Source organism: Moraxella sp. I5G (assembly GCF_055193055.1).
Genome location: NZ_JBUXLH010000012.1, coordinates 21,385 through 42,819, shown reverse-complemented (window position 1 = coordinate 42,819; position 21,435 = coordinate 21,385). Strand labels below are relative to the sequence as shown.

The 21,435-nt window shown below is 38.1% G+C and carries 14 protein-coding genes; 7 read left to right on the top strand and 7 right to left on the bottom strand.

The window, feature by feature from the left end; all coding sequences use genetic code 11:
• Nucleotides 1-609 precede the first annotated feature (609 nt).
• Complete coding sequence (gene metH / locus ACZBKJ_RS07510) at nucleotides 610-4,389, top strand: methionine synthase (protein ID WP_463200379.1); 3,780 nt, start codon at nucleotides 610-612, stop codon at nucleotides 4,387-4,389.
• A gap of 85 nt (nucleotides 4,390-4,474) precedes the next feature.
• Here metH and ACZBKJ_RS07505 read toward each other — a convergent pair whose 3' ends face one another.
• Nucleotides 4,475-5,983, bottom strand: a complete 1,509-nt coding sequence (locus ACZBKJ_RS07505) for an alanine/glycine:cation symporter family protein (RefSeq protein ID WP_463200378.1) — start codon at nucleotides 5,981-5,983, stop codon at nucleotides 4,475-4,477.
• A gap of 321 nt (nucleotides 5,984-6,304) precedes the next feature.
• On the opposite strand from ACZBKJ_RS07505, the gene ACZBKJ_RS07500 reads away from it, so the two are divergent.
• Genes ACZBKJ_RS07500 through ACZBKJ_RS07490 form a run of 3 tightly spaced genes read left to right on the top strand, consistent with a single transcriptional unit; the run spans nucleotide 6,305 to nucleotide 8,781 of the window.
• On the top strand, nucleotides 6,305-6,934 hold the full coding sequence (locus ACZBKJ_RS07500) for a LemA family protein (RefSeq protein ID WP_463200376.1): 630 nt from the start codon (nucleotides 6,305-6,307) through the stop codon (nucleotides 6,932-6,934).
• A gap of 34 nt (nucleotides 6,935-6,968) precedes the next feature.
• Nucleotides 6,969-8,036: a TPM domain-containing protein gene (locus ACZBKJ_RS07495; RefSeq protein WP_463200375.1), complete on the top strand. Its 1,068-nt coding sequence runs from the start codon at nucleotides 6,969-6,971 to the stop codon at nucleotides 8,034-8,036.
• 55 nt (nucleotides 8,037-8,091) lie between these two features.
• Complete coding sequence (locus tag ACZBKJ_RS07490; RefSeq protein ID WP_463200374.1) at nucleotides 8,092-8,781, top strand: TetR/AcrR family transcriptional regulator; 690 nt, start codon at nucleotides 8,092-8,094, stop codon at nucleotides 8,779-8,781.
• 74 nt (nucleotides 8,782-8,855) lie between these two features.
• Here the strand turns inward: ACZBKJ_RS07490 and ACZBKJ_RS07485 are convergent, their stop codons facing one another.
• From ACZBKJ_RS07485 to ACZBKJ_RS07460, 6 genes are all read right to left on the bottom strand, one after another.
• A complete protein-coding gene (locus ACZBKJ_RS07485) occupies nucleotides 8,856-10,238 on the bottom strand; it encodes an APC family permease (RefSeq protein WP_463200372.1) in 1,383 nt (460 codons plus the stop codon).
• 358 nt (nucleotides 10,239-10,596) lie between these two features.
• On the bottom strand, nucleotides 10,597-11,379 hold the full coding sequence (locus ACZBKJ_RS07480; RefSeq protein WP_463200371.1) for a pteridine reductase: 783 nt from the start codon (nucleotides 11,377-11,379) through the stop codon (nucleotides 10,597-10,599).
• Nucleotides 11,369-12,586, bottom strand: a complete 1,218-nt coding sequence (locus tag ACZBKJ_RS07475; protein WP_463200370.1) for a tRNA nucleotidyltransferase — start codon at nucleotides 12,584-12,586, stop codon at nucleotides 11,369-11,371. Before ACZBKJ_RS07475 ends, ACZBKJ_RS07480 begins: the two co-directional genes overlap by 11 nt.
• Nucleotides 12,587-12,708: 122 nt before the next feature.
• Nucleotides 12,709-15,012, bottom strand: a complete 2,304-nt coding sequence (locus ACZBKJ_RS07470; RefSeq protein WP_463200368.1) for an NADP-dependent malic enzyme — start codon at nucleotides 15,010-15,012, stop codon at nucleotides 12,709-12,711.
• A gap of 151 nt (nucleotides 15,013-15,163) precedes the next feature.
• The gene (locus ACZBKJ_RS07465; protein WP_463200367.1) at nucleotides 15,164-15,898 is read right to left on the bottom strand and encodes a sporulation protein; all 735 of its coding nucleotides are present in this window, start codon (nucleotides 15,896-15,898) and stop codon (nucleotides 15,164-15,166) included.
• 161 nt (nucleotides 15,899-16,059) lie between these two features.
• The gene (locus tag ACZBKJ_RS07460) at nucleotides 16,060-17,187 is read right to left on the bottom strand and encodes a serine endopeptidase (protein WP_463200366.1); all 1,128 of its coding nucleotides are present in this window, start codon (nucleotides 17,185-17,187) and stop codon (nucleotides 16,060-16,062) included.
• A 203-nt stretch (nucleotides 17,188-17,390) separates the two neighbouring features.
• Between ACZBKJ_RS07460 and hemH the strand changes: the two genes are divergently transcribed.
• The 3 genes from hemH to ligA all read left to right on the top strand — a co-directional run bounded on the left by hemH (nucleotide 17,391) and on the right by ligA (nucleotide 21,403).
• A complete protein-coding gene (gene hemH, locus ACZBKJ_RS07455; RefSeq protein WP_463200364.1) occupies nucleotides 17,391-18,368 on the top strand; it encodes a ferrochelatase in 978 nt (325 codons plus the stop codon).
• A gap of 141 nt (nucleotides 18,369-18,509) precedes the next feature.
• Nucleotides 18,510-19,358 carry a cell division protein ZipA C-terminal FtsZ-binding domain-containing protein gene (locus ACZBKJ_RS07450; protein WP_463200363.1) on the top strand — a complete coding sequence of 283 codons (849 nt, stop codon included), beginning with the start codon at nucleotides 18,510-18,512 and terminating at the stop codon, nucleotides 19,356-19,358.
• A gap of 20 nt (nucleotides 19,359-19,378) precedes the next feature.
• Nucleotides 19,379-21,403 (top strand): NAD-dependent DNA ligase LigA, encoded by a 2,025-nt coding sequence (gene ligA / locus ACZBKJ_RS07445; protein WP_463200361.1) that lies wholly within the window; start codon nucleotides 19,379-19,381, stop codon nucleotides 21,401-21,403.
• The last annotated feature ends 32 nt before the right edge of the window (nucleotides 21,404-21,435 follow it).

The following is a 21,435-nucleotide window of genomic DNA, read 5'->3' as shown; positions in this document are numbered from 1 at the left end:
TAAAATTATAAAATAAACAATTTGTTTATTAATAGTTAAGGGCATAAAAAGGTTTTTGTCAATACCTAATCTTAGAACAGCTGATAAATCAAGCATTAATGTTGTGTTTGTATTCTCAATAAACATTTAGCCTGTATTGTGATTGTTTGGATTAAGGCATCATTTATAGTTAATTTTAGTTAATGGTTAGGATGCTGGTTAAATTGGTTTGTTTTTTTTATTTTAAAAACAATTTTAAAAATAATGTTTGTTTATTTAAATTTTTTATAAAAACAATATAGAAAAATATAAAATAATATTCATGTTATTCATTGATATATTTGGTTTTGATTGTATCAAAATAATTCAATCGATATTGATTAGTTTTAGTATGAAATATCAAAAAACTCTTTGATGGGTTTAATTAAAAAATATGTATTTTTAATGAGTTACTTTATATTGAATTTATACTAATAACAGATGATTATTATTTAAATGATAACTAACAGATGATTGATAAGTCTTAATAAGATGAAAGTTTTATTAAAATAATATTTAATATTTTTTTATAAAAATGTTATAATTCAGGGTTTATTTTTTAGATTACTTTTAGTATAACTTGGATAATTTATGAGTCATACCTGCTGCAGTCCTGATAACACCGACAACAAAACCCATAAACCTCATAATCCGGATAATTTTATTTTGCGTCCTCAAGGTGAATTTGTTTACAAAAATATTCAATCCACCAATTATGAACGTTTAAGCAAATTATTAAAACAGCGTATTTTGTACCTTGATGGAGCAATGGGTACTGAGATTCAAAATTATAAATTAAGCGAAAGCGATTATCGAGGCAGTCGTTTTGCTGATATTGATAACGACGTAAAAGGCAATAATGACTTATTAGTTTTAACTCAACCTGATATCATCAAAAATATCCACCGCTCGTATTTAGAAGCTGGAGCGGATATTATTGAAACCAATAGTTTTAACGGCACTCAAATTTCCATGGCGGATTATCATATGCAGCCTTTGACATATGAAATCAATAAAACCGCTGCTCAAATTGCTCGTGAGATTTGTGATGAATACAACCAAAAAACGCCCGATAAACCGCGTTTTGTAGCGGGAGTGATTGGACCAACATCACGCACCTGTTCAATTTCACCTGACGTTAATGACCCTGCTTTTCGTAATGTAACGTTTGATGAGCTGGTTGATAATTATACAGAAAGCACGCTTGCCTTGATTGATGGTGGGGCGGATATTATTCTAATTGAAACCGTATTTGATACTTTAAATGCCAAAGCAGCGATTTTTGCGGTTACGGGTGTGTTTGAGATGATTGGTTTTAAATTGCCAATTATGATTTCAGGCACAATTACGGATGCATCAGGGCGAACGTTATCAGGTCAAACGGCTGAAGCATTTTATAATTCGATACGTCATGCCAAACCTTTATCCATTGGTTTTAACTGTGCTTTGGGTGCAGACGCCTTAAAACCACACGTTCAAGCGTTATCAGATGTGTGTGAAACCTTTGTTTCGGCTCACCCAAATGCAGGGCTTCCCAATGAGTTTGGTGAATATGACGAAACGCCAGATGAAACCGCTAGCATGGTAGAAGGTTTTGCTAAGGCAGGGATTGTCAATATCGTTGGCGGCTGCTGTGGAACTACCCCAAAACACATTCAAACTATGGTAGAAAAAGTATCCGCTTATCCGCCGCGCCAACTACCTGACTATAAGCCCGCCTGCCGTTTATCAGGACTAGAAGCGTTTAATATTACTCGTGATAGTTTATTTGTCAATGTGGGTGAACGTACCAACGTAACAGGTTCAAAAAAGTTTTTGCGACTGATTAAAAATGAAGAATATGCTGAAGCCTTGGATGTAGCTCGCGACCAAGTAGAAGGTGGTGCTCAGGTGGTGGATATTAACATGGATGAAGCCATGTTAGATTCTAAACAGGCAATGATTCATTTTGTAAATTTGATTGCTTCTGAACCTGATATTAGCCGTGTACCTTTGATGATTGATTCATCAAAATGGGACATTATTGAAGCGGGTCTAAAATGCACTCAAGGTAAAGCAATTGTAAACTCCATTTCCCTAAAAGAAGGGTACGATGAATTTGTTCAAAAAGCTCGTTTGTGTATGCGTTTTGGGGCAGCCATCATTGTGATGGCCTTTGATGAAAAAGGGCAGGCTGACACCGAAGCTCGTAAGATTGAAATCTGTAAACGTTCTTATGATATTTTGGTCAATGAAGTGGGTTTTCCATCTGAAGACATTATTTTTGACCCAAATATTTTTGCAGTAGCAACTGGTATCGAAGAACATAATAATTATGGTGTGGATTTTATCAATGCCACACGCTGGATTACCACCAATTTGCCCAATGCTATGGTGTCGGGCGGGGTTTCAAACGTATCATTTTCATTTCGTGGCAACCCCATTCGTGAAGCCATTCACGCAGTATTTTTATATCATGCCATCAAAAACGGCATGACTATGGGAATTGTCAATCCTGCCATGCTTGAGCTGTATGATGATATTGACCCAAAAGTACGTGATGCTATTGAAGATGTTATCTTAAATCGCAATCAGGGTGAGGGCAACGATGCAACAGAACATTTATTGGAAATTGCTGAAACTTATCATACAGGAGGTAAGGCGAAATCGGGTGGTCAAGATTTGGCATGGCGCGAAGAAAGTGTAGAAAAACGCATTGAATACGCTTTAGTAAAGGGTATTACCACCTACATTAATGAGGATACTGAAGAGGCTCGCCTAAAATACCCCCGTCCTTTAGATGTGATTGAAGGGCCTTTGATGGATGGAATGAATGTAGTAGGGGATTTGTTTGGTGCGGGTAAAATGTTTTTGCCACAGGTGGTTAAATCTGCACGCGTTATGAAACAAGCGGTTGCTTGGTTAAACCCTTACATTGAAGCTGAAAAAGTTGCTGGTGAGTCCAAAGGTAAAATTCTTTTGGCAACCGTTAAAGGCGATGTTCATGATATTGGTAAAAACATCGTTGGGGTGGTACTTGGTTGTAATGGTTATGAAATTATTGATTTGGGCGTTATGGTGCCTTGCGAAACCATTCTTGAGACTGCCAAACGCGAAAATGTTGATATTATTGGTTTATCAGGATTGATTACACCAAGCCTTGATGAAATGGTGTATGTTGCCAAACAAATGCAAGAACAAGATTTTCATCTTCCTTTGATGATTGGTGGCGCAACCACATCAAAAGCACATACGGCGGTTAAAATTGAACCAAATTATCAAAATGATTTGGTGGTATATGTTTCAGATGCTAGCCGTTCTGTTGGAGTTGCCACAACATTATTATCCAAAGACAAAAAAGCCGATTTCATTCGTGAAACACGTGAAGAATATGCCCAAGTGCGCCAGCGTCTTGCCAGTCGTAAACCAAAGGCTGCTAAATTAAGTTATTTAGAATCGGTAGAAAATGGCTTTAAATATGATTGGGAGAATTACACGCCCCCAGTACCAAAAATCACAGGTCAAGTGGTTTTTGATGATTATCCTTTAGAGAAAATTTTACCTTATGTGGATTGGACGCCATTTTTTATCTCTTGGGGATTGGTTGGTAAATACCCTAAAATCTTTGATGATGACGTTGTTGGTACAGAAGCCAAAGAATTATTTGCCAACGCTCAAGCAATGATTCAAAAATTTATTGATGAAAAACTGGTTGTTGCAAAGGCAGTGTTTCGCTTGGAAAAAGCTCAAAGAATCGCCCCTGATACGGTCGCTGTTTATAATCAAAATGATGTGGAAACTTATCGTTTTGAACATTTGCGTCAGCAAAGTGATAAAGTAACAGGAAAACCCAATTACAGTTTGGCAGATTTTATTTCACCAAAGGATAATGATTACTTAGGCGGATTTACGGTATCAATTTTTGGAGCTGATGAATTATCCAGTGATTACAAGGCACGTGGCGATGATTATAATGCCATTATGGTGCAAGCAGTATGCGACCGATTTGCTGAAGCCTTTGCTGAACATTTGCATGCAATGATTCGCCGTGATTATTGGGCATATCAATCTGATGAAAATTTATCTAATGATGATTTAATTAAAGAAAAATACGTTGGCATTCGTCCTGCTCCGGGTTACCCTGCCTGTCCTGAGCATACTGAAAAAGGTAAATTGTTTGCTTGGCTGGGCACGACAGCAGCCATTGGTACATTTTTAACTGAAAGTTACGCTATGTGGCCACCGTCAAGTGTGTCGGGTTTTTATTACAGTCATCCTGATAGTACGTATTTTAATGTTGGTAAAATCAACCAAGACCAACTAGAAGATTACGCCAAACGTAAAGACTGGGATATGGCAACAGCCAAAAAGTGGTTAAATCCAAACTTATAATTTGTATGATTAAAGTATTATAAACTGCGGTTTAATACAACAAAAAAAGGCGTCTTTACGCGCCTTTTTATTTTTAGCTGATTATTTATTTTTGGTTTTGTTTTAGTTTTTCTTCCCAAAATGTGGCATTTTTAATACCAAGCTTAACTGGGTCAAACTGATAATGGCTTACGCCCATTTTTCTTTGATTTTCATAGTCTTGCAAAGCTTTGAGTGTTGGTTTTGCCATAAAAAACATGACCAAAATTCCTACGATATTTAGCCATGCGGTCATGCCAACACCAATATCGCCCATATTCCAGATATAACCTGCACTGTTGATGCTGCCATAAGCCACCATCAAAACTACCGTAATTTTAGGTAGCCATGCCCCAAGTTTTTGCATGGATTTATCAAGTTGGCGAGTCAAATAAGCGATATTGACCTCAGCGATGTAGTAGTACGCCAAAATTGTTGTAAAAGCAAAGAAAAATATCGCCACTGCAATAAAGTAAGGACCAAAGGTGCCAAACGTTTGTTCAAGCGCCATTTGGGTAAAAGCAGGCGTGCCAATTTCAGTGCTTTGGGGAATATTAGATGCAATGAATTCGCCCGTTTTTTCATTTTTGACGTTATACATTCCTGTGGTTAAAATCATAAATGCGGTTGCTGAACAAACCAAAAGCGTATCAACATAAACAGAAAATGCTTGTACCAAACCTTGTTGTGCAGGGTGTTCTACTTCAGCAGCGCCAGCGTGATGTGGGCCTGTGCCTTGACCTGCTTCATTGGAATAAACACCACGTTTTACGCCCCAGCCAATCGCTGCTCCAAGCCCTGCCATCGGATTTAAAATATCACTCATAATAAGGCTAAATACTGCAGGCACTTTGTCTAAATTCGTCATCATAATGATTAGTGCTAAAAAAATATAGCCCAAAGCCATAAAAGGCACGACAAATTCAGCCACCCGAGCGATGCGTTTGATGCCCCCAAAAATAATCGTGCTAAGTCCAATGACCACAAGCACCATCACCCAGATGCGATATTCACCAACCATTGTGCCTAAAAAACTCATTTGACCGCCTTCGCCAGTAATACCGGTTACCGCACTGACGATACCATTGGCTTGTACGCCTGGCAAAAACACCCCGCAAGAAATCACTGCTGATACAGCAAATAAAATGGCATACCATTTTTGCCCCAAACCTTTTTCAAAATAGTAAGCAGGGCCGCCACGATAATGCCCTGTGATGGGGTCTTTTTCTTTATAAATTTGTGCCATGGTTGCTTCGGCATAAGCAGTAGATGCTCCCAAAAATGCCACCACCCACATCCAAAACACCGCAGAAGGCCCGCCAAAGCCGATTGCTGCTCCTACGCCTGCAATATTGCCAACCCCGACGCGATTGGCAAGGGCAACAACAAACGCCTGAAATGAGGAAATGCCTTCAGCGCTTTTAACGCCGCTAAACATCAGTTTAATCATTTCTTTTAATAAACGCACCTGCACAAAACGCGTTAACACAGAATAAAAAAGCCCTGCTCCCAAACACAAATAAATCAGGGCAGGACTCCAAATAATGCCATTTAAGCTGTTAATAAAATTTTCCATCATATTTCCCTTAGGCGAGTTACCATTCCCAAGCAACACACAGTTGTTAGTAAAAAATCTAAAACGTTGATGAATTTATCATCCAATTCATAAAATTGCATTTGTTAATTTGCCACAAATTGGCAATAATTTCTAGCAAAAATTTTACATTTTGTTTAAAATCATCAAGCAACTAAAAATTTAGCTAGAAATTTTAACAGGTTATCTAGTTTAACAATAAGTATAAGTTGTAAATATTTGTCATTATGGCTTGTATTTTTTTGCAAAACTTGCCATTATAAAAAGATAAAGTTTGTTTTTGTTTATTATTTGGAAAATGTAATGAAATATTTTGGTAAAAAAATCATCAGTGCTTTGCTACTTTGTGGCACTTTATCTTTGTCAGGTTGCGGTTATAACACGCTTCAGGCTCAAGACGAGCAAACCAAAGCTGCTTGGTCAGAAGTTGTAAACCAGTATCAACGTCGTGCCGACTTGGTGCCAAATTTGGTGGCAGTTGTGCAAAGGTATGCAGAGCATGAAAAGGATGTTTATGTGCAGGTTGCGCAGGCCCGTGCTGCGGCGGGAAGTGTTCAGCTAACCCCAGAAGCAATCAATGACCCAGAAGCGGTAAAAAAATATCAAGAAGCTCAAGCACAAATGACCTCGGCTTTGTCGCGATTGATGATGGTATCAGAACAATACCCTGCGTTAAAAGCAGATGCGATGTTTCAAGATTTGCAAGCCCAACTTGAAGGAACGGAAAATCGCATTACTGTGGCTCGTAAAAACTACATTCAAGATGTGCAAACCTATAACACGACTGTGCGTCAGTTTCCAACCAATTTAACCGCTAAGATGTTTGGGCTAAAAACCAAAGCGGGTTTTACCGTGGATAATGAAAAAACCATTTCAACGGCACCAACGGTGAATTTTGGAAACAGTCAGCCAGCCAACCAAGCAAATAAATAGCAGCACATTAAACTTGATTCAATAAGGAAAACCAATGACAAATCTGGATAAAAAACGATATGCTTGGCAAACAAGCCTAATAACAGCGTTATTTGTGGTTTTTAGCTGGTTTTGTGTTGGTTTTGCTTACGGTAAAGATGCTGCAAATACACTTGAAGATGATTTGGCAGCACTAAGTCAGTTAAGCCAAACCAATCAGCAGTCAAATCAAGCAACTGCAACCGCTAACAGTAGCAATGCTAAAGAACTAAGTAGCTCAGATAAAAATCAAGGTTCCAAAACTTCAAATTCATCCCCAATCGGTAGTGATGACTTGGTTTTAAACAGTCCTGTCATTGATGAAGCGCATGTTTTGACAGACAGTGAAAAAGAAAAACTTCAGGCTCAAATTTTACAGATTTATAACGATAAATTAGCGCAAATAGGGGTGGTGATTGTACCGACGACGAATGGGGTGGATGTTTTTGATTACGCATTTGCCACCGCCAAACGTTGGAAATTGGGCACCAAAGGTAAAGATAATGGAATTTTGATATTTGCTGCGATTAATGACAGGAAAGTTTATATTTTGACAGGCTATGGCGTTGAAGGTGTGTTACCTGATGTGATTATCAAAAGAATTATTCGTGATGAAATTGTTCCTGCCTTCAAAGATGGTGATTACGCTAAAGGCATCTCGGACGCCATTGCAGTAATTGACAAAAGACTGCGTACCGAGCCTGAAGTTTTAGCAGAAGAGGATGCTGCCGAGAAACGCTCAGGTGGATTTTTACTGCTGACAATCATTATTGCACCGATAGTAGGGTCGATTTTAATACGATTATTTGGACGGTTTTTGGGCTCCACTGTTACCGCATTTGGAATTTTAGTATCTGGCTTGATGTTTGGCGTGGGGCTGTTTTTGAGCATCGTTACAGCAGTGATTTTTTGGTTTTTATTATTTGTAAAACTTCGCGACTCTGGTGGCGGTTGGTCATCAGGAGGTGGATATGGCGGCGGCTATTCTGGTGGTGGTTCATCAAGTTATTCTGGTGGTGATTCATCAAGTTACTCTGGTGACGGCGGCAGTTTTGGTGGCGGCGGTGCAGGCGATTCTTGGTAACCAAAGCGTAATTTGTCTTTGATGGATTAAAGTGCAACAACTAATTTAGATGCTTATGAGTAAACGAAAAGATAAATTTATCGCTCGTCATCAGCGTATTTTACAAACTGCTGAAGCCATGCTTTTAGAATCTGGGGATTATCGTTTAATTTTAGATGAATTAGCAAAAAAATTACAATTGGCAAAAGGTACTTTATACCGACACTTTACTAGTAAAGATGAACTGATTTTGCAAATTTTAATTAATTATGAAAAAAAATTATTAACCATTAGTCAAATTAACGATGGAGCAAGTGCGGGCGTTACGCGCATGATATTACAGCAGTTGATTTATCCACAAAAAACAGCAGTTTTTCATGTGCTTGAAGAGTATTTGGCAGGTGTAACCACAGACCTAAAGCATCATTTCAATCAGTTATATGAAATTCGTCAGCAGCGTATGCAAAATCACTACACCATAGCTCAAACTTATCTGAATGAGCAAAATAGCACTATGAATATTTTGGAATATTTGGCGGTGATTTGGACGATTGGTCATGGTGGGGCAGGATTGTTAAATTCTAGTTTTTATCAACAGTATTTGGGCAGTAGAAAATATTTTCGTTTGACAATTGTTTTACATATTCTAAATTTACCCAAATATTATCAGCCTGCTTTGCCAATGATTGCAAAGATTGAAGAAAAAATGCCCAAAGAACGTTTGCCTCCCAAATTAATCAAACCATTATTACCACCTGTGGTGTAAATAATAAATACAAAAAAATCCATCAAAAAAGCCTGCCAAAGCAGACTTTTATAAACTGAAAACAAACTAAACCATCACTCATGCTCATTGTATTGAGGAACAGGCTTTTTAAAACCTGAAGTTTTGATGCCTAGCCAGATAAAACCTAACGCTGCCCACATTAAACCAACTTTTAAGGTAACACCATCCACCTCTAGCCACATCAAAAACACACTGATAAAGCCAGCAATGGGTACAATGATGTAATTGATGATGTCTTTAATATTTTTAACCAGTTTGTTTCTTAAAGCATAATGAAAGACCACAGAAATATTTACAAAGCTAAATGCAGTCAAAGCTCCAAAACTAATCAAATCAGCAACTTGTTCAAAGCTGATAAAACCTGCAGTTAATGCCACCGCGCCTGCAATCAAAATATTATTGACGGGTGTAAAGAGTTTTGGATGGATTGTGCCAAAGATTTTTTTGCTAATAACGTCATCGCGACCCATAACATACATCAAACGCGAAACACCAGCGTGTGCCGAAATACCTGAAGCCATAACAGTAACAATAGCAAAGCCTAGAACCCACGCTTTAAAAATTGCGCCGCCAACAAGCATTAAAATTTCAGGTTGGGTTTCATCAACCTGTTCAAAATAGATTGTTGGGTCGGATGGCAGATAGGTTTGCATAAAATAGGTGCTAATAATAAATACAATCCCTGCAATCAAAGTAGTTAAAATCATCGCTTTGGGTAAGGTGTTTTTAACGTCTTTGGTTTCTTCAGCAAGACTGGATAACGAGTCAAACCCTGTAAATGAGAAACATAAAACCGTTGCCCCTGTAATCAAAGCGCCAACAGACGTCATGCTGTTCCAAAATGGCTCAAGGCTCCACAATTCATAAGTATCTTGCATTAATGTACCTGAAGCGTATGAGCCAGCTTGCAGCGCATCATAAATCATATAGGTAAATGCAGCAATAATGGCAAATTGAACAAAAACAATCCAACTGTTAAAGTACGCCACTACTCTTGAACCAAACAAATTAACAATGGTCATTAAGGTAGTTAAACTAATTACCCAAACCCAATGATGAACGCTTGGAAATAAGGCTTCTAAATAAATCACCGCCAAAATAATATTAACCATAGGCGATAATAAATAATCCAACCAGCTTGACCAACCAACCATAAAACCCATAGATGGATTAATGGCTTTTTGGGTGTAAGTATAGGCAGAACCTGATGATGGATAGGCTTTAATCATATGCCCATAGCTGATGGAGGTCAGCAAAATAGCAATTAAAGCAAAAATATAAGACATGGGAACATGACTACCACTTTTTTGTGATACCAGACCAAAGGTATCTAGTAAGGTCATGGGCTGAATGTAGGCAAGACCAATAATAATGACATGCCATAAACCAAGATTACGCTGCAATTTGGCAGCATTAGCAACAGTAGGTGTACTCAACGTGAGTTCTCCAAAAGCGTGCGTAAACGCAAATTAGACAAAAGGCGTTGGGGGTGCTTAATACCTATCAAACGTGCTTGCTAATGACAGATGATTATCTGATTTCTGGGCGTGTTTGAGATTTGATTATGCTATCAACTCCGAAATTTACAAAATAATCCCCAAAAATCATCGGTAACCCTAAGATATTTTGGGGAAATTTCACTAATTAAATTGAAGCGGTAATTGTACTTTAAAAATGAGTTGATGTCAGCATTTTTTGCTAAAAATTAGCAACTTTAACTGACAAATTGTCATAATTTTCAACTTTTGAGCAAAACTTGGTAGAACGAATGGTTTGTTGCTGGTTTATCAGCGATTATCCGCCTTTGAGTGTTAGACTACGTCCTCCATCGACGGCTAAAATTTGTCCTGTAATATACGATGATTTGGCAAAAAACAGCACTGCTTTGGCAATATCATCTGGCGTGCCAGCTTTGCCAAGCGGTACCGAGTCTTGTAATTGTTCGCGTATTTTTAAATTAAAAAACTCATCATTATCTGGAAAAATATTTACTCCGGGTGATACGCCATTAACACAAACAAAAGGTGCAAATTCTAAGGCTAATGATTGTACCATTGACCGATGGGAGGCTTTTGCCATGGTATAAATGCAGTGGTCAAGAAATGGTTTGTTATCAGCATGAATGTCTAAAATACTGATAATGTTTCCTTGATTTTTTTGAAGTTCTTGGAAGAATAATTGACTTAAAAAATAAGGCGCTTTGGCATTGGTTAAAAATAAATCATTCCAAGCGCGATGCAAATTCTCCCAGTCATCGGTTTTTGGGGTGGCATAAAAGCTCGATGCGTTGTGTACTAAAACATCAATGCGACCAAAAGCATCTTTAACGCTTTTAAAAAATGTTTTTGCGTGGTTTTGCTCTTCTATAACTGCCAAATCACAACCAAAACTGACGGCTGAATTTGGGCGAATCTGATTGAGTTTTTTGCATAAATTTTTGGCATCATATTGACTGTGATGATAATGAACAATCACATTAAATCCATCAGCGTGCAGAGCTTGACTGATGGCTTTACCAATGCGTTTTGCGCCACCTGTAATGAAGGCGGTTTTGTGTAATGTTGTGTTATGTATCATGATGAATAAGCCAAAGTAGTTTTTGAATTTTTGCCATGCGAATTTTTTTTAAGGCTTGACCAATCTTGGCACCAGTTAATTGACCATCAATTTCTTGAATTTTGGTATTTTGATAATAACTGATTGATTGATAAACGATATTTTTTATTTGGCTTATTGTGTAAAAAGGCGTTATTTGGCAGGCTTGACAATAAAGATAGATGCTTGCAATGAGCATATAAGCAACTGAGTTTTCAGCTGATTTTTTATCTTTGATTTCTTGATGGGCTTTGGTGCGTTCTATTAAATTTATCAAATCGCCTGCTGAACAATTTTTTTGCAAAATATCCTTAAAATCAAAGAATAACTCTGAAAAATTAAGACAGTTTTTGGGCGCACAAAGCATTTTAGCAGTGGTGTTGATAAAACTTTTTTGGTTAAATCCAGACGTTAAAAGGGAAAATTGCATCATCAAACGTTTGTCATCTGATAAAGATAGAAAAAAATCATCTTGAAAAATTAATGATAATGCCAGAAGGGTTTGAGTTTTTAATCCTAAGTCTTGCCAAAGTTTTGCTAAATCGGGCAAAAAGTGCTCTAAAATCGTTAAATCCGCCAAAACCTGCCAATACAAAAAACCAGTTTTACATTGCATGGCTTTACTGCTTTCAGCCCATAAACGTTCTTTGCTTAAATGAGATAAATCACCGTTTTTTGCCATTTGTATCATAAGATTTTGAGTGTTGCTATCAATGCTAAAACCTTCAAAGCGCGCAAAAAACCTCGCCACACGCAAAATTCTGAGTGGGTCTTCACTAAATGCTTGGCTGACGTGGCGTAAAGTTTTTTGTTGTAAATCTAAAACCCCCCCATAATAATCAATAACTTGCCCTGTTATGGGTGTGTCATCAAATAAACTTGTAACTTCAATGGCAAGCGCATTGATGGTTAAATCCCGACGCTGTAAATCATCTTTTAAAGTAATGGTTTTATCAAATTGCACAGCAAATTCAGTATGGCTTTTACCCGTTTTTCGCTCAGTACGCGCCAAAGCATATTCATGGTGTGTATCAGGATGCAAAAACACAGGAAAATCGACTCCTACCTGAGTAAAACCACAAGCAAGCAGCTCATCAGGACTTGCGCCAACCACAACAAAATCCTTATCATGAATGGCTTTACCAAGCAGACCATCGCGAACGGCTCCGCCAACCAAAAATACTTGCATAATTTACCTTGGATAAAAAATAACATAACATAAATTGTAGCGTTTTTTGAAGAATAAAAAAAGCACCCCAAAGGAGTGCTTTTATTTAATTGATGCTTGGTTAAAAATTATTGGTCAAAAAATTATTTTGCCATGTCTTGAGCATCAGATACAACAAGGGCGGTCATATTTACGATGCGTCGAGCGGTTGCTGACGGCGTTAAAATATGTACAGGTTTATCCGCACCTAGTAAAATTGGACCTAAAGCTGCCGAACCAGTTGCAGTTTTTAGTAAATTAAAGGCAATATTAGCAGCATCTAATGTTGGTAAAATCAGCAAGTTCGCTGCACCTTTTAAAGTACTAAATGGATAATTTTGCTCACGCATACGAACATCAAGTGCAACGTCGCCATGCATTTCGCCATCAAATTCAAAATCAACATTCATTTGAGTTAAGATGTCATGTACTTGACGCATCTTAATTGCAGATTCACGATCAGACGTGCCAAAGTTGGAATGAGAAAGCAGGGCAACTCTTGGCGTTAAACCAAAACGACGAACGCTATCAGCCGCTAAAACAGTCATTTCTGCCAGCTCTTCAGCGGTTGGGTCTTCATTGATGTAGGTGTCAGCAATGAATAAATTGCGGTTTTGCATTAAAACAGCGCTCATTGCAGATAATTTTTTCACCCCTTCACGTTTGCCAATTACGCGATTAAGATAATTTAGATGCAGATGATAATATCCAAATGTACCACAAATCATGCCATCAGCATCGCCATGTTCTACCATCAGTGCAGAATGCAAGGTTGTTTTGCGGCGAACATCACGACGCGCTAATTCAAGGCTAACACCATGACGTCTGTTGGTTTGATAATAATATTGATAGTATTCTTCATAACGCGGATTATTATTGGGGTCAATGATGGTGATATTTTCACCATTTACCAAACGCAAACCCAAAGCAGAGATTTCTTTTTCAATAACCGAAGGACGACCAACTAAGATGGGTAGAGCGATTTGTTCATCAACCACCACTTGCACCGCGCGCAGTACATTAATGTCTTCACCTTCAGCATAAACAATGCGTTTGGGGTCTTTTTTGGCTTTGTTAAAGACAGGTTTCATTGCCAAGGCGGTGTTGTAGATGAATTCAGATAATTTTTGACGATATGCACCAAAATCAGTAATAGGTGAGGTTGCGACGCCACTGTCCATTGCAGCTTTAGCTACGGCAGGCGCAATCTCCAAAATCAAATTAGGTTCTAGTGGTCCGGGAATTAAGTAATCTTTTCCAAAATGTTTGGCGGCTTTGCCTGTTTTGTCCAGTTCACTGGATTCATGATGTGCCATTTCGGCGATGGCATGCACGCACGCCAATTTCATTTCTTCATTTACAACCGTCGCCCCAACATCTAAAGCACCACGGAAGATATAAGGGAAACACAACGCATTATTGACTTGGTTTGGATAGTCTGAACGACCTGTTGCCATGATGACGTCAGAGCGCGCAGCATGGGCAAGCTCAGGCATGATTTCTGGGGTTGGATTGGCAAGGGCAAAGATGATTGGGTCTTTTGCCATACTGCGTACCATGTCTTGATTAACCACACCAGGACCAGATAAACCAAAAAATACGTCCGCGCCTTCCATAACTTCTGACAAGGTGCTTTTATTGGTTTGTCTGGCATAACGCTGTTTGGACTCATCTAAATTTTGTCGGTCTGTGGTAATAACGCCTTTTGAGTCCAGAACGTAGATGTTTTCTCGTTTTGCACCTAAAGCGCATACCAAATCAAGACAGCTAATCGCTGCTGCCCCTGCGCCCGAACAAACCAAAGTAATGTCTTCAATTTTTTTGCCATTTAATTTTAAAGCGTTTAATAAGGCGGCGGCTGAAATAATTGCTGTACCGTGCTGGTCGTCATGAAACACAGGAATGTTCATGCGTTCGCGCAATTCTTTTTCAATCTTAAAGCATTCTGGAGCTTTGATGTCTTCTAAGTTGATGCCACCAAAGGTTGGTTCAAGACTTTCTACAATTTGAATGAATTTGTCAGGGTCAGTTTCATTAATTTCAATATCAAAAACGTCAATGCCAGCGAATTTTTTAAATAAAACACCTTTCCCTTCCATAACAGGTTTGGAGGCTAAGGCACCAATATTGCCAAGCCCTAAAACTGCCGTACCATTGGTGATAACACCCACCAAGTTTGAGCGAGCGGTATAACGAGCAGCAAGACTGGGATTTTTTTCAATTTCAAGGCATGGTACAGCAACACCGGGGGAATACGCCAATGCTAAATCACGTTGGTTGGCGATTTGCTTGGTTGGAGTAACGGAGATTTTACCAGGGCGGGGGTGTTCGTGATAGTGTAGGGCGGCTTGTTCAAGTTGTTGTTGCATCAGTTTAGCATCATGTGCCGTATCGGATTTTGTTGTCATAGCGCATCCACTTAATTTATTACGGATAAATTTAATAAAAAACAAGTCATTTTAACATGATTGTTTTAAAAAAACACCACCAATTAACCAGCCCCAAAAGCCGTTTTAACTTTTGGGGCGTGATTGAATGATTGGGGTTAAATTTTTAAAGTTAAACACCTATGGTTTGTTGTATTAAATACACCATATCATTAATTGTCATGTGTGGATTTAATCCAATGACTTTATAACTGTCTGAACGAAATGCTCTATCAATTTCTAAAACCACATAAGTATAATCATCTTTGGGTAAAAAGGTAACTTCTACGCTGTTTAAACCAAGTTTAAAACAACTAAACTCAAACTCTTGATAACAACCAAAACTTGACGTGCCATAAGGCGTGGTTACCATGCCTTTTTCAACATCGGTTTTTTGCAGCCTAAAACCCGCCTGCTCCATCGCTTGTAAAAAATTCGCCATTACAGGCGTTGGCAGGGTGTAGATTTCATCGTTGTCTTTGCTATCTAAAGTAGCAGCAACATCAACCTTGGTTTCTAGCCAAAGTTTGGTTTGATTTTTTACGCACGAGATATTGGTAACAGGTGTTTCTGGTGATAATGCCAATTCAAAAGGCAAATGAACACGTTCATGAGCGTTAATCGTCAAATTATCTGCCAAGTACACCGTTCCTAAAGTGTGTACACGACGAATATCGCCATTGTCCGTATCGTTTTCAGCAATGGTATTAAGGTGTAGACTGATATGATTGATGGTTTTAGCAGCAGTTGTACCCTGAATGGCGATGACCACACGCAAAGTGTCGCCAACCACAACCATTGGCGTGTCAATCAAGGTATCTACTTTTAATGGATTTAAACCCAAAGCATTGGTTAGGGCGCTAAACATGATATTTTTCCTAAAATGACTTTTAATGATAAAGCTGTTTTTAGTCAAACTAAGAGCAGTAAACTAAAATTATCATTACTTTAATAGCCTTGTAATTTATCACCCAAACCAACAAGACGCAATCATCATAAACTAATTTACTACAGAGACACTAACGATGATTACGGATTATTTGATGACGCATCGGTGACTTTGGGCGTATTGTGGTTTGCCAAAGATTGAGAATGGTCATTTCCGCATTTGTAACAATAGTGATTAAAAGCATTGTTTCTGGTGTGGCAGTTATCACAATAATTAAAAATGCAGATGCCACAATGTGGGCAAAAATCCAAATTATTGTCGGTTAAATCCAATTTACGCTCACAGCTTGGACAAATGGATTTGGCAAGTTTATTTTGAGCTTGTTCGTAGTTTAGTTGGGATTGACGTTGATTTCTGGAAATTTCTTCCTCAACTTTTTTACGCTGTAGATAGTGATTCATTGCGATAATTGCATAGCGACCGCCTACAAATGTCAAAATAATACCTACACCATAACGAACATACCCGCCATAACTGGGTAAATAAGGCACAAGTTCAACAAAAAACACAAACAAGGCAAAAAAACCAAACCCCCAAACAAAAGGCCATAAATTACCATTTCTATGTCTGGTAAATAAATACCACGCTAAAAGCAACAACGGCAATGTAATTAATAACCGATAAATAAACACTCTAAGTTCAATTTTTTGGTCATCTTGAGTTTTGGCGTGTTGAGCAATGTCTTCTAGGTTTTGGATTTTATCTTGGGTATCATTATAAGACTGTTCACTGGATAATTGTTTTTGTTCAATGACCGCCAGATTTTTTTGGATTTCGGCTTCTTTAGCTTTTAGATTGTCCAGTTCGTTGGTGCGTTTAATAACTTCGGGGTTTTGGGTGGATTGCTCAGTAACACTGCGAGTTGCCAGCCAATTGTTAAAACTGTGTTGAGCATTTTGGGTAATGGTTTTTTGCTGTTCTAATTGCAATGAAACCGTATCATATTGATTTTGTATGTCTTTTTGTATATTTTGCTGACGAGTAAGTTCCTGTTTTAACTGCTGGTAAGTATTTTTATCATCAACATAATCAGCGATTTCTTTGGGTTCTGATTGAATTAGTGGCAAATCACCTACAATTTTCCCGCCAAGCCCAATCAAAAATCCTGCAAAAATTAATGCAATTATCCATAAAAGTATTCTGAACCATTTTTCAGGTTGTCGATTGGTTTTTGGCTGTTCAGTCATTTTGTGTTTGATGGGAATCATAAAAATGCCTTAAAAAATAAACTACTTACACCATTATAATGCAACAAGGCGTGATGATAATGTAACAAAATGTTATTTTGATATCTGTAAACAAAATACAGATTCAATGATATTTACATCAACTTATATTGAAATTAATTTACAATTAAATGGTTAAAAAGTGCTAAACTAACAAGCATTTTAAATCATTGATAAAGGCAACAATGGCTCTTTCATCTTATAATAAAAAAACAGCAATTGTTTTGGTCAATCTTGGTACACCAGATAGTCCAACACCAAAAGGCGTGCGCGCGTATTTAAAAGAATTTTTAAGCGATACGCGTGTGATAGAGATTCCAGTATTTATTTGGCAGGTTATTTTACGGTTATTTGTTTTGACCACTCGCCCCCAAAAAGTAGCTCATGCGTATCAAAGTATTTGGACAGATGACGGTTCACCGCTTTTGGCTATTTTAAAACAGCAAGCCCATGCTTTACAAAATCATTTACAAACGAACGTTTTTTTTGCGATGACGTATGGCAATCCCAATATTAAACAGGTGTTGGCAGATGTGCAAAAAGAAGGTTTTAATCGCTTGGTTATTTTGCCGTTATATCCACAGCATTCAGCAACCACAACCGCCGCTGTTTTTGACAAAGTAGCTGAATATTTTAAGGGCATTCGTGATTTACCTGAGCTAATTTTTATTCGTGATTATCACGACCATCCTTTATATATTCAGGCATTATCAAAAAGCGTACGAGATTTTTGGGAAAAAAATGGACGTGCTGATAAGCTCCTTATGAGTTTTCATGGCATTCCTAAACCTTATGCTGATAAAGGCGACCCCTATGCTGATGAATGCCGAAAAACTGCCGTACTTTTAGCCAGTGAATTAGGTTTGGCAAGTCATGAATGGCAAATGAGTTTTCAGTCTAGATTTGGTGCGCAAGAATGGTTAAAACCATATACTGATGAGTTATTAAGCGAATGGGGTCATCAGGGTTTATCAGTGCAGGTGATTAGCCCTGCTTTTTCTGCAGACTGCTTGGAAACTTTAGAAGAATTGGCGGTGGAAAATCGCGATAACTTTCTACAAGCAGGTGGCAAAAACTATGCTTATATTCCTGCGCTTAATGCAAACAGTGAACATATTTTATTAATGGCAGATTTAATCAAACCTTATATTCAGAAGGCTTGAAGAAAAATTTCCATTTAATTTACCCAGTTATAATATATGTTAAAATTGTCCAAAGATTAGTCTTGAACTAATGATGACGAAAAAACATAAGCGTGCTAAACTATAAAGAATTTTCTTAAAAAATGTTAGAGTTTTCGCTGTATGAATACTTTTATTGTTGTGCTGATTGTCATTGTGATGTTGGTGGGTTTATTTATGTTAATCCAATTCATGCGTTCTAAAACCTACAAGGGCGATGATAAATCACTAGAATATAAAAACAATTTGCCAATTTTACCTAGAGCAGAACGTGTTGATGCTGTTGTTGAGCCAGAGCCATCAAATGATGACATCAAAATCAACTTGGGTGATGAGGATGCATTATCGCGACTTGCGCATGCTGCTGAAAATTCTTCCAACCAAAGCCAGCAAACAATCAATCATCAAACCATGACTGGCGAAAGAGAAGGTAGAGATATTTTGACAACGGTCAAACACACCTTTGATAGTAATTCACCCATTCTTGACAATCATTTAAACAAAGAAGAAAATTTTGAACAAAATAACGACCCATTGTTAAATGCAAAAGATACCGTAACCTTATTTATTACTCCATACAATCATACAGTTGGAATATCAGGCAAGGAAGTAATGAATCTCATTCGTTCTTATGGATTAAAATTTGGCGTGATGGGCATGTATCATCGCTACGAAGATGACAAAGAGGGTACAGGTATTTTATGGTTTAGTATGTTGGGGGTTGGACGTGATGGTAATGTTCAGGATTTTGACCCAAATACACTGCCTGAACAGCGTTTTTCAGGATTATCATTATTTTTATCTTTGCCGCATCCACACGCCTACAGAGCTTATAAAGTTATGGTCAGTACAGCTCGTTCTTTTGCTAGGGCATTGCATGCAGAAATTCATGATGAGGGCGGTTACACATTTAACGATGAAGATTTTGATAAATTAGGCATACAAGTAGCAAATTATCAACCTGAACAATAACTAAAACATAAAGGAAATTTATGCAGCAGTCCATTATTGAGCAAATGCGTCTTTTGATTCGAACCTTAAAACAGCACAATCATGCTTATTATGTGCTGGATAATCCTACCATCAGTGATGAAGAGTATGATAGTTTGCGTCAAAGATTATTAGCTTTGGAGCATGATTTTCCTGATTGTAAACAGCCAGATAGCCCAACAGATAAAGTAGGTGATAAGCCTTTACCTGCTTTTGTAGAAGTCCATCATGACATTGCTATGTTATCGCTTGGCAATGTGTTTCATCAAGACGATTTGGGGCATTTTATTCGCCGAATTAATGAGCGTTTGGATGCAAAAAATCAAAACCCAAAATTTGAAATGGAACTTAAATTGGATGGGTTGGCAGTCTCGTTAAAATACCAGCGTGGTTTATTTACTCAAGCAGTTACTCGTGGTGATGGTAAGGTGGGTGAAGACATTACCTTAAATGTCAAAACTATCCGCAATTTACCACTTTTTTTGCCAAAATGTGTAGATATTGAGCTTTTGGAGGTGCGTGGTGAGGTTTTGATACCAAAAGCTGGTTTTGCTAAATTAAACAAAGATAATGAGCAAAAGGGTGAAAAAACCTTTGCCAATCCTAGAAATGCTGCTGCAGGTTCGCTTCGTCAGTTAAATCCTGCCGTCGCTGCCGCTCGTCCTCTGGCATTTTTTGGTTACGCGGTCGCTCAGGGGTTGCCTGAGGATGTTGATACTCAAAGCGGCGCCTTGATTTTTTTGCAAAATCAAGGATTTGAAGTATCGCCATTTAAATTAGCAGACAATATTGAGCAAATTCAAGCTTATTATGAAGAGGTTAGCCAAAAACGCCAATCACTACCTTTTGAAATTGATGGTATGGTGGTAAAGGTTGATTCGTTAGCTTTACAAGATGATTTGGGTTTTTTAAGTCGTGAACCGCGTTGGGCAACTGCTTATAAATTTACTGCAACCACCGCTGTAACCAAACTGATATCTGTAGAATGGCAAGTTGGGCGTACCGGCCAGCTAACACCTGTGGGTAAACTTGAACCGGTTATGGTGGGCGGAGTTACAGTAAGTAATGTAACACTGCATAATTTTGGGGAAATTGGTCGTTTAGGCTTGATGGCTGGTGATATGGTGAGCATTCATCGGGCAGGGGATGTCATTCCTAAAGTTGGTAAGGTGCTCAAAGAACTCCGTCCGCAAGACGCTTACCCAATACAGTTACCTAAAACTTGTCCAGTGTGTAGTTCGCCTGTGATTTTGCCAGAAGGAGAAGCGTTAGCGCGGTGCACGGGTGGACTGTTTTGCAATGCGCAGGCTCAAGAAGCTCTAATTCATTTTGTTAGCCGAAAAGCAATGAATATTGATGGATTGGGCAAACAATGGTTGATTAGTTTTTTTCAAATGGGTTTTGTTAAGACCGTTGCCGATATTTATAAATTAAGAGAAAAACAGTCTCAACTGGCAAGTTTGGAAGGATTGGGTGAAAAATCAGTACAAAACATGTTGACTGCCATTGAAAAATCTAAAAATACAACATTGCCCCGTTTTATTTTTGCACTTGGTATTCGTGGAGTAGGTGAAAGCACCGCATTAAATCTTGCTGAGCATTTTGGTGATTTATCTGCTTTGCAAAATGCTAGTGTAGAGGCATTATTAAATGTGGTGGATATTGGTGAAATTACCGCGCATAATATTTATGATTTTTTCCGTGCTTCTCATAATATGGAAGTGATAAATGAGCTGCTTGCCTTAGGGGTTTGTTGGCAAATAGTGAATAAAACCACCCAAGATTTACCCTTAAATGGTCAAACTTGGGTTGTTACTGGCACATTATCACAGATGGGACGTGATGAAGCTAAAGCGCATTTGCAAGCATTAGGAGCAAAAGTTTCAGGAAGTATTTCAGCAAAAACCACCGCTTTATTAGCTGGCGAAAAAGCAGGTAGTAAACTGGACAAGGCTCAAGCATTGAATGTAAAAATCATTGATGAAACACAATTTTTGACAATATTAAATGACAATCAACGACTTTAGGTGGTAAACAAAAAATAGTAAGATAAAGACAG

Bases quoted from the DNA above. Each gene is read 5' to 3' on its own strand.
- metH (WP_463200379.1), top strand. From the start codon at position 610: ATGAGTCATACCTGCTGCAGTCCTGATAACACCGACAACAAAACCCAT.
- ACZBKJ_RS07505 (WP_463200378.1), bottom strand. From the start codon at position 5,983: ATGGAAAATTTTATTAACAGCTTAAATGGCATTATTTGGAGTCCTGCC.
- ACZBKJ_RS07500 (WP_463200376.1), top strand. From the start codon at position 6,305: ATGAAATATTTTGGTAAAAAAATCATCAGTGCTTTGCTACTTTGTGGC.
- ACZBKJ_RS07495 (WP_463200375.1), top strand. From the start codon at position 6,969: ATGACAAATCTGGATAAAAAACGATATGCTTGGCAAACAAGCCTAATA.
- ACZBKJ_RS07490 (WP_463200374.1), top strand. From the start codon at position 8,092: ATGAGTAAACGAAAAGATAAATTTATCGCTCGTCATCAGCGTATTTTA.
- ACZBKJ_RS07480 (WP_463200371.1), bottom strand. From the start codon at position 11,379: ATGATACATAACACAACATTACACAAAACCGCCTTCATTACAGGTGGC.
- ACZBKJ_RS07475 (WP_463200370.1), bottom strand. From the start codon at position 12,586: ATGCAAGTATTTTTGGTTGGCGGAGCCGTTCGCGATGGTCTGCTTGGT.
- ACZBKJ_RS07470 (WP_463200368.1), bottom strand. From the start codon at position 15,012: ATGACAACAAAATCCGATACGGCACATGATGCTAAACTGATGCAACAA.
- ACZBKJ_RS07465 (WP_463200367.1), bottom strand. From the start codon at position 15,898: ATGTTTAGCGCCCTAACCAATGCTTTGGGTTTAAATCCATTAAAAGTA.
- ACZBKJ_RS07460 (WP_463200366.1), bottom strand. From the start codon at position 17,187: ATGATTCCCATCAAACACAAAATGACTGAACAGCCAAAAACCAATCGA.
- hemH (WP_463200364.1), top strand. From the start codon at position 17,391: ATGGCTCTTTCATCTTATAATAAAAAAACAGCAATTGTTTTGGTCAAT.
- ACZBKJ_RS07450 (WP_463200363.1), top strand. From the start codon at position 18,510: ATGAATACTTTTATTGTTGTGCTGATTGTCATTGTGATGTTGGTGGGT.
- ligA (WP_463200361.1), top strand. From the start codon at position 19,379: ATGCAGCAGTCCATTATTGAGCAAATGCGTCTTTTGATTCGAACCTTA.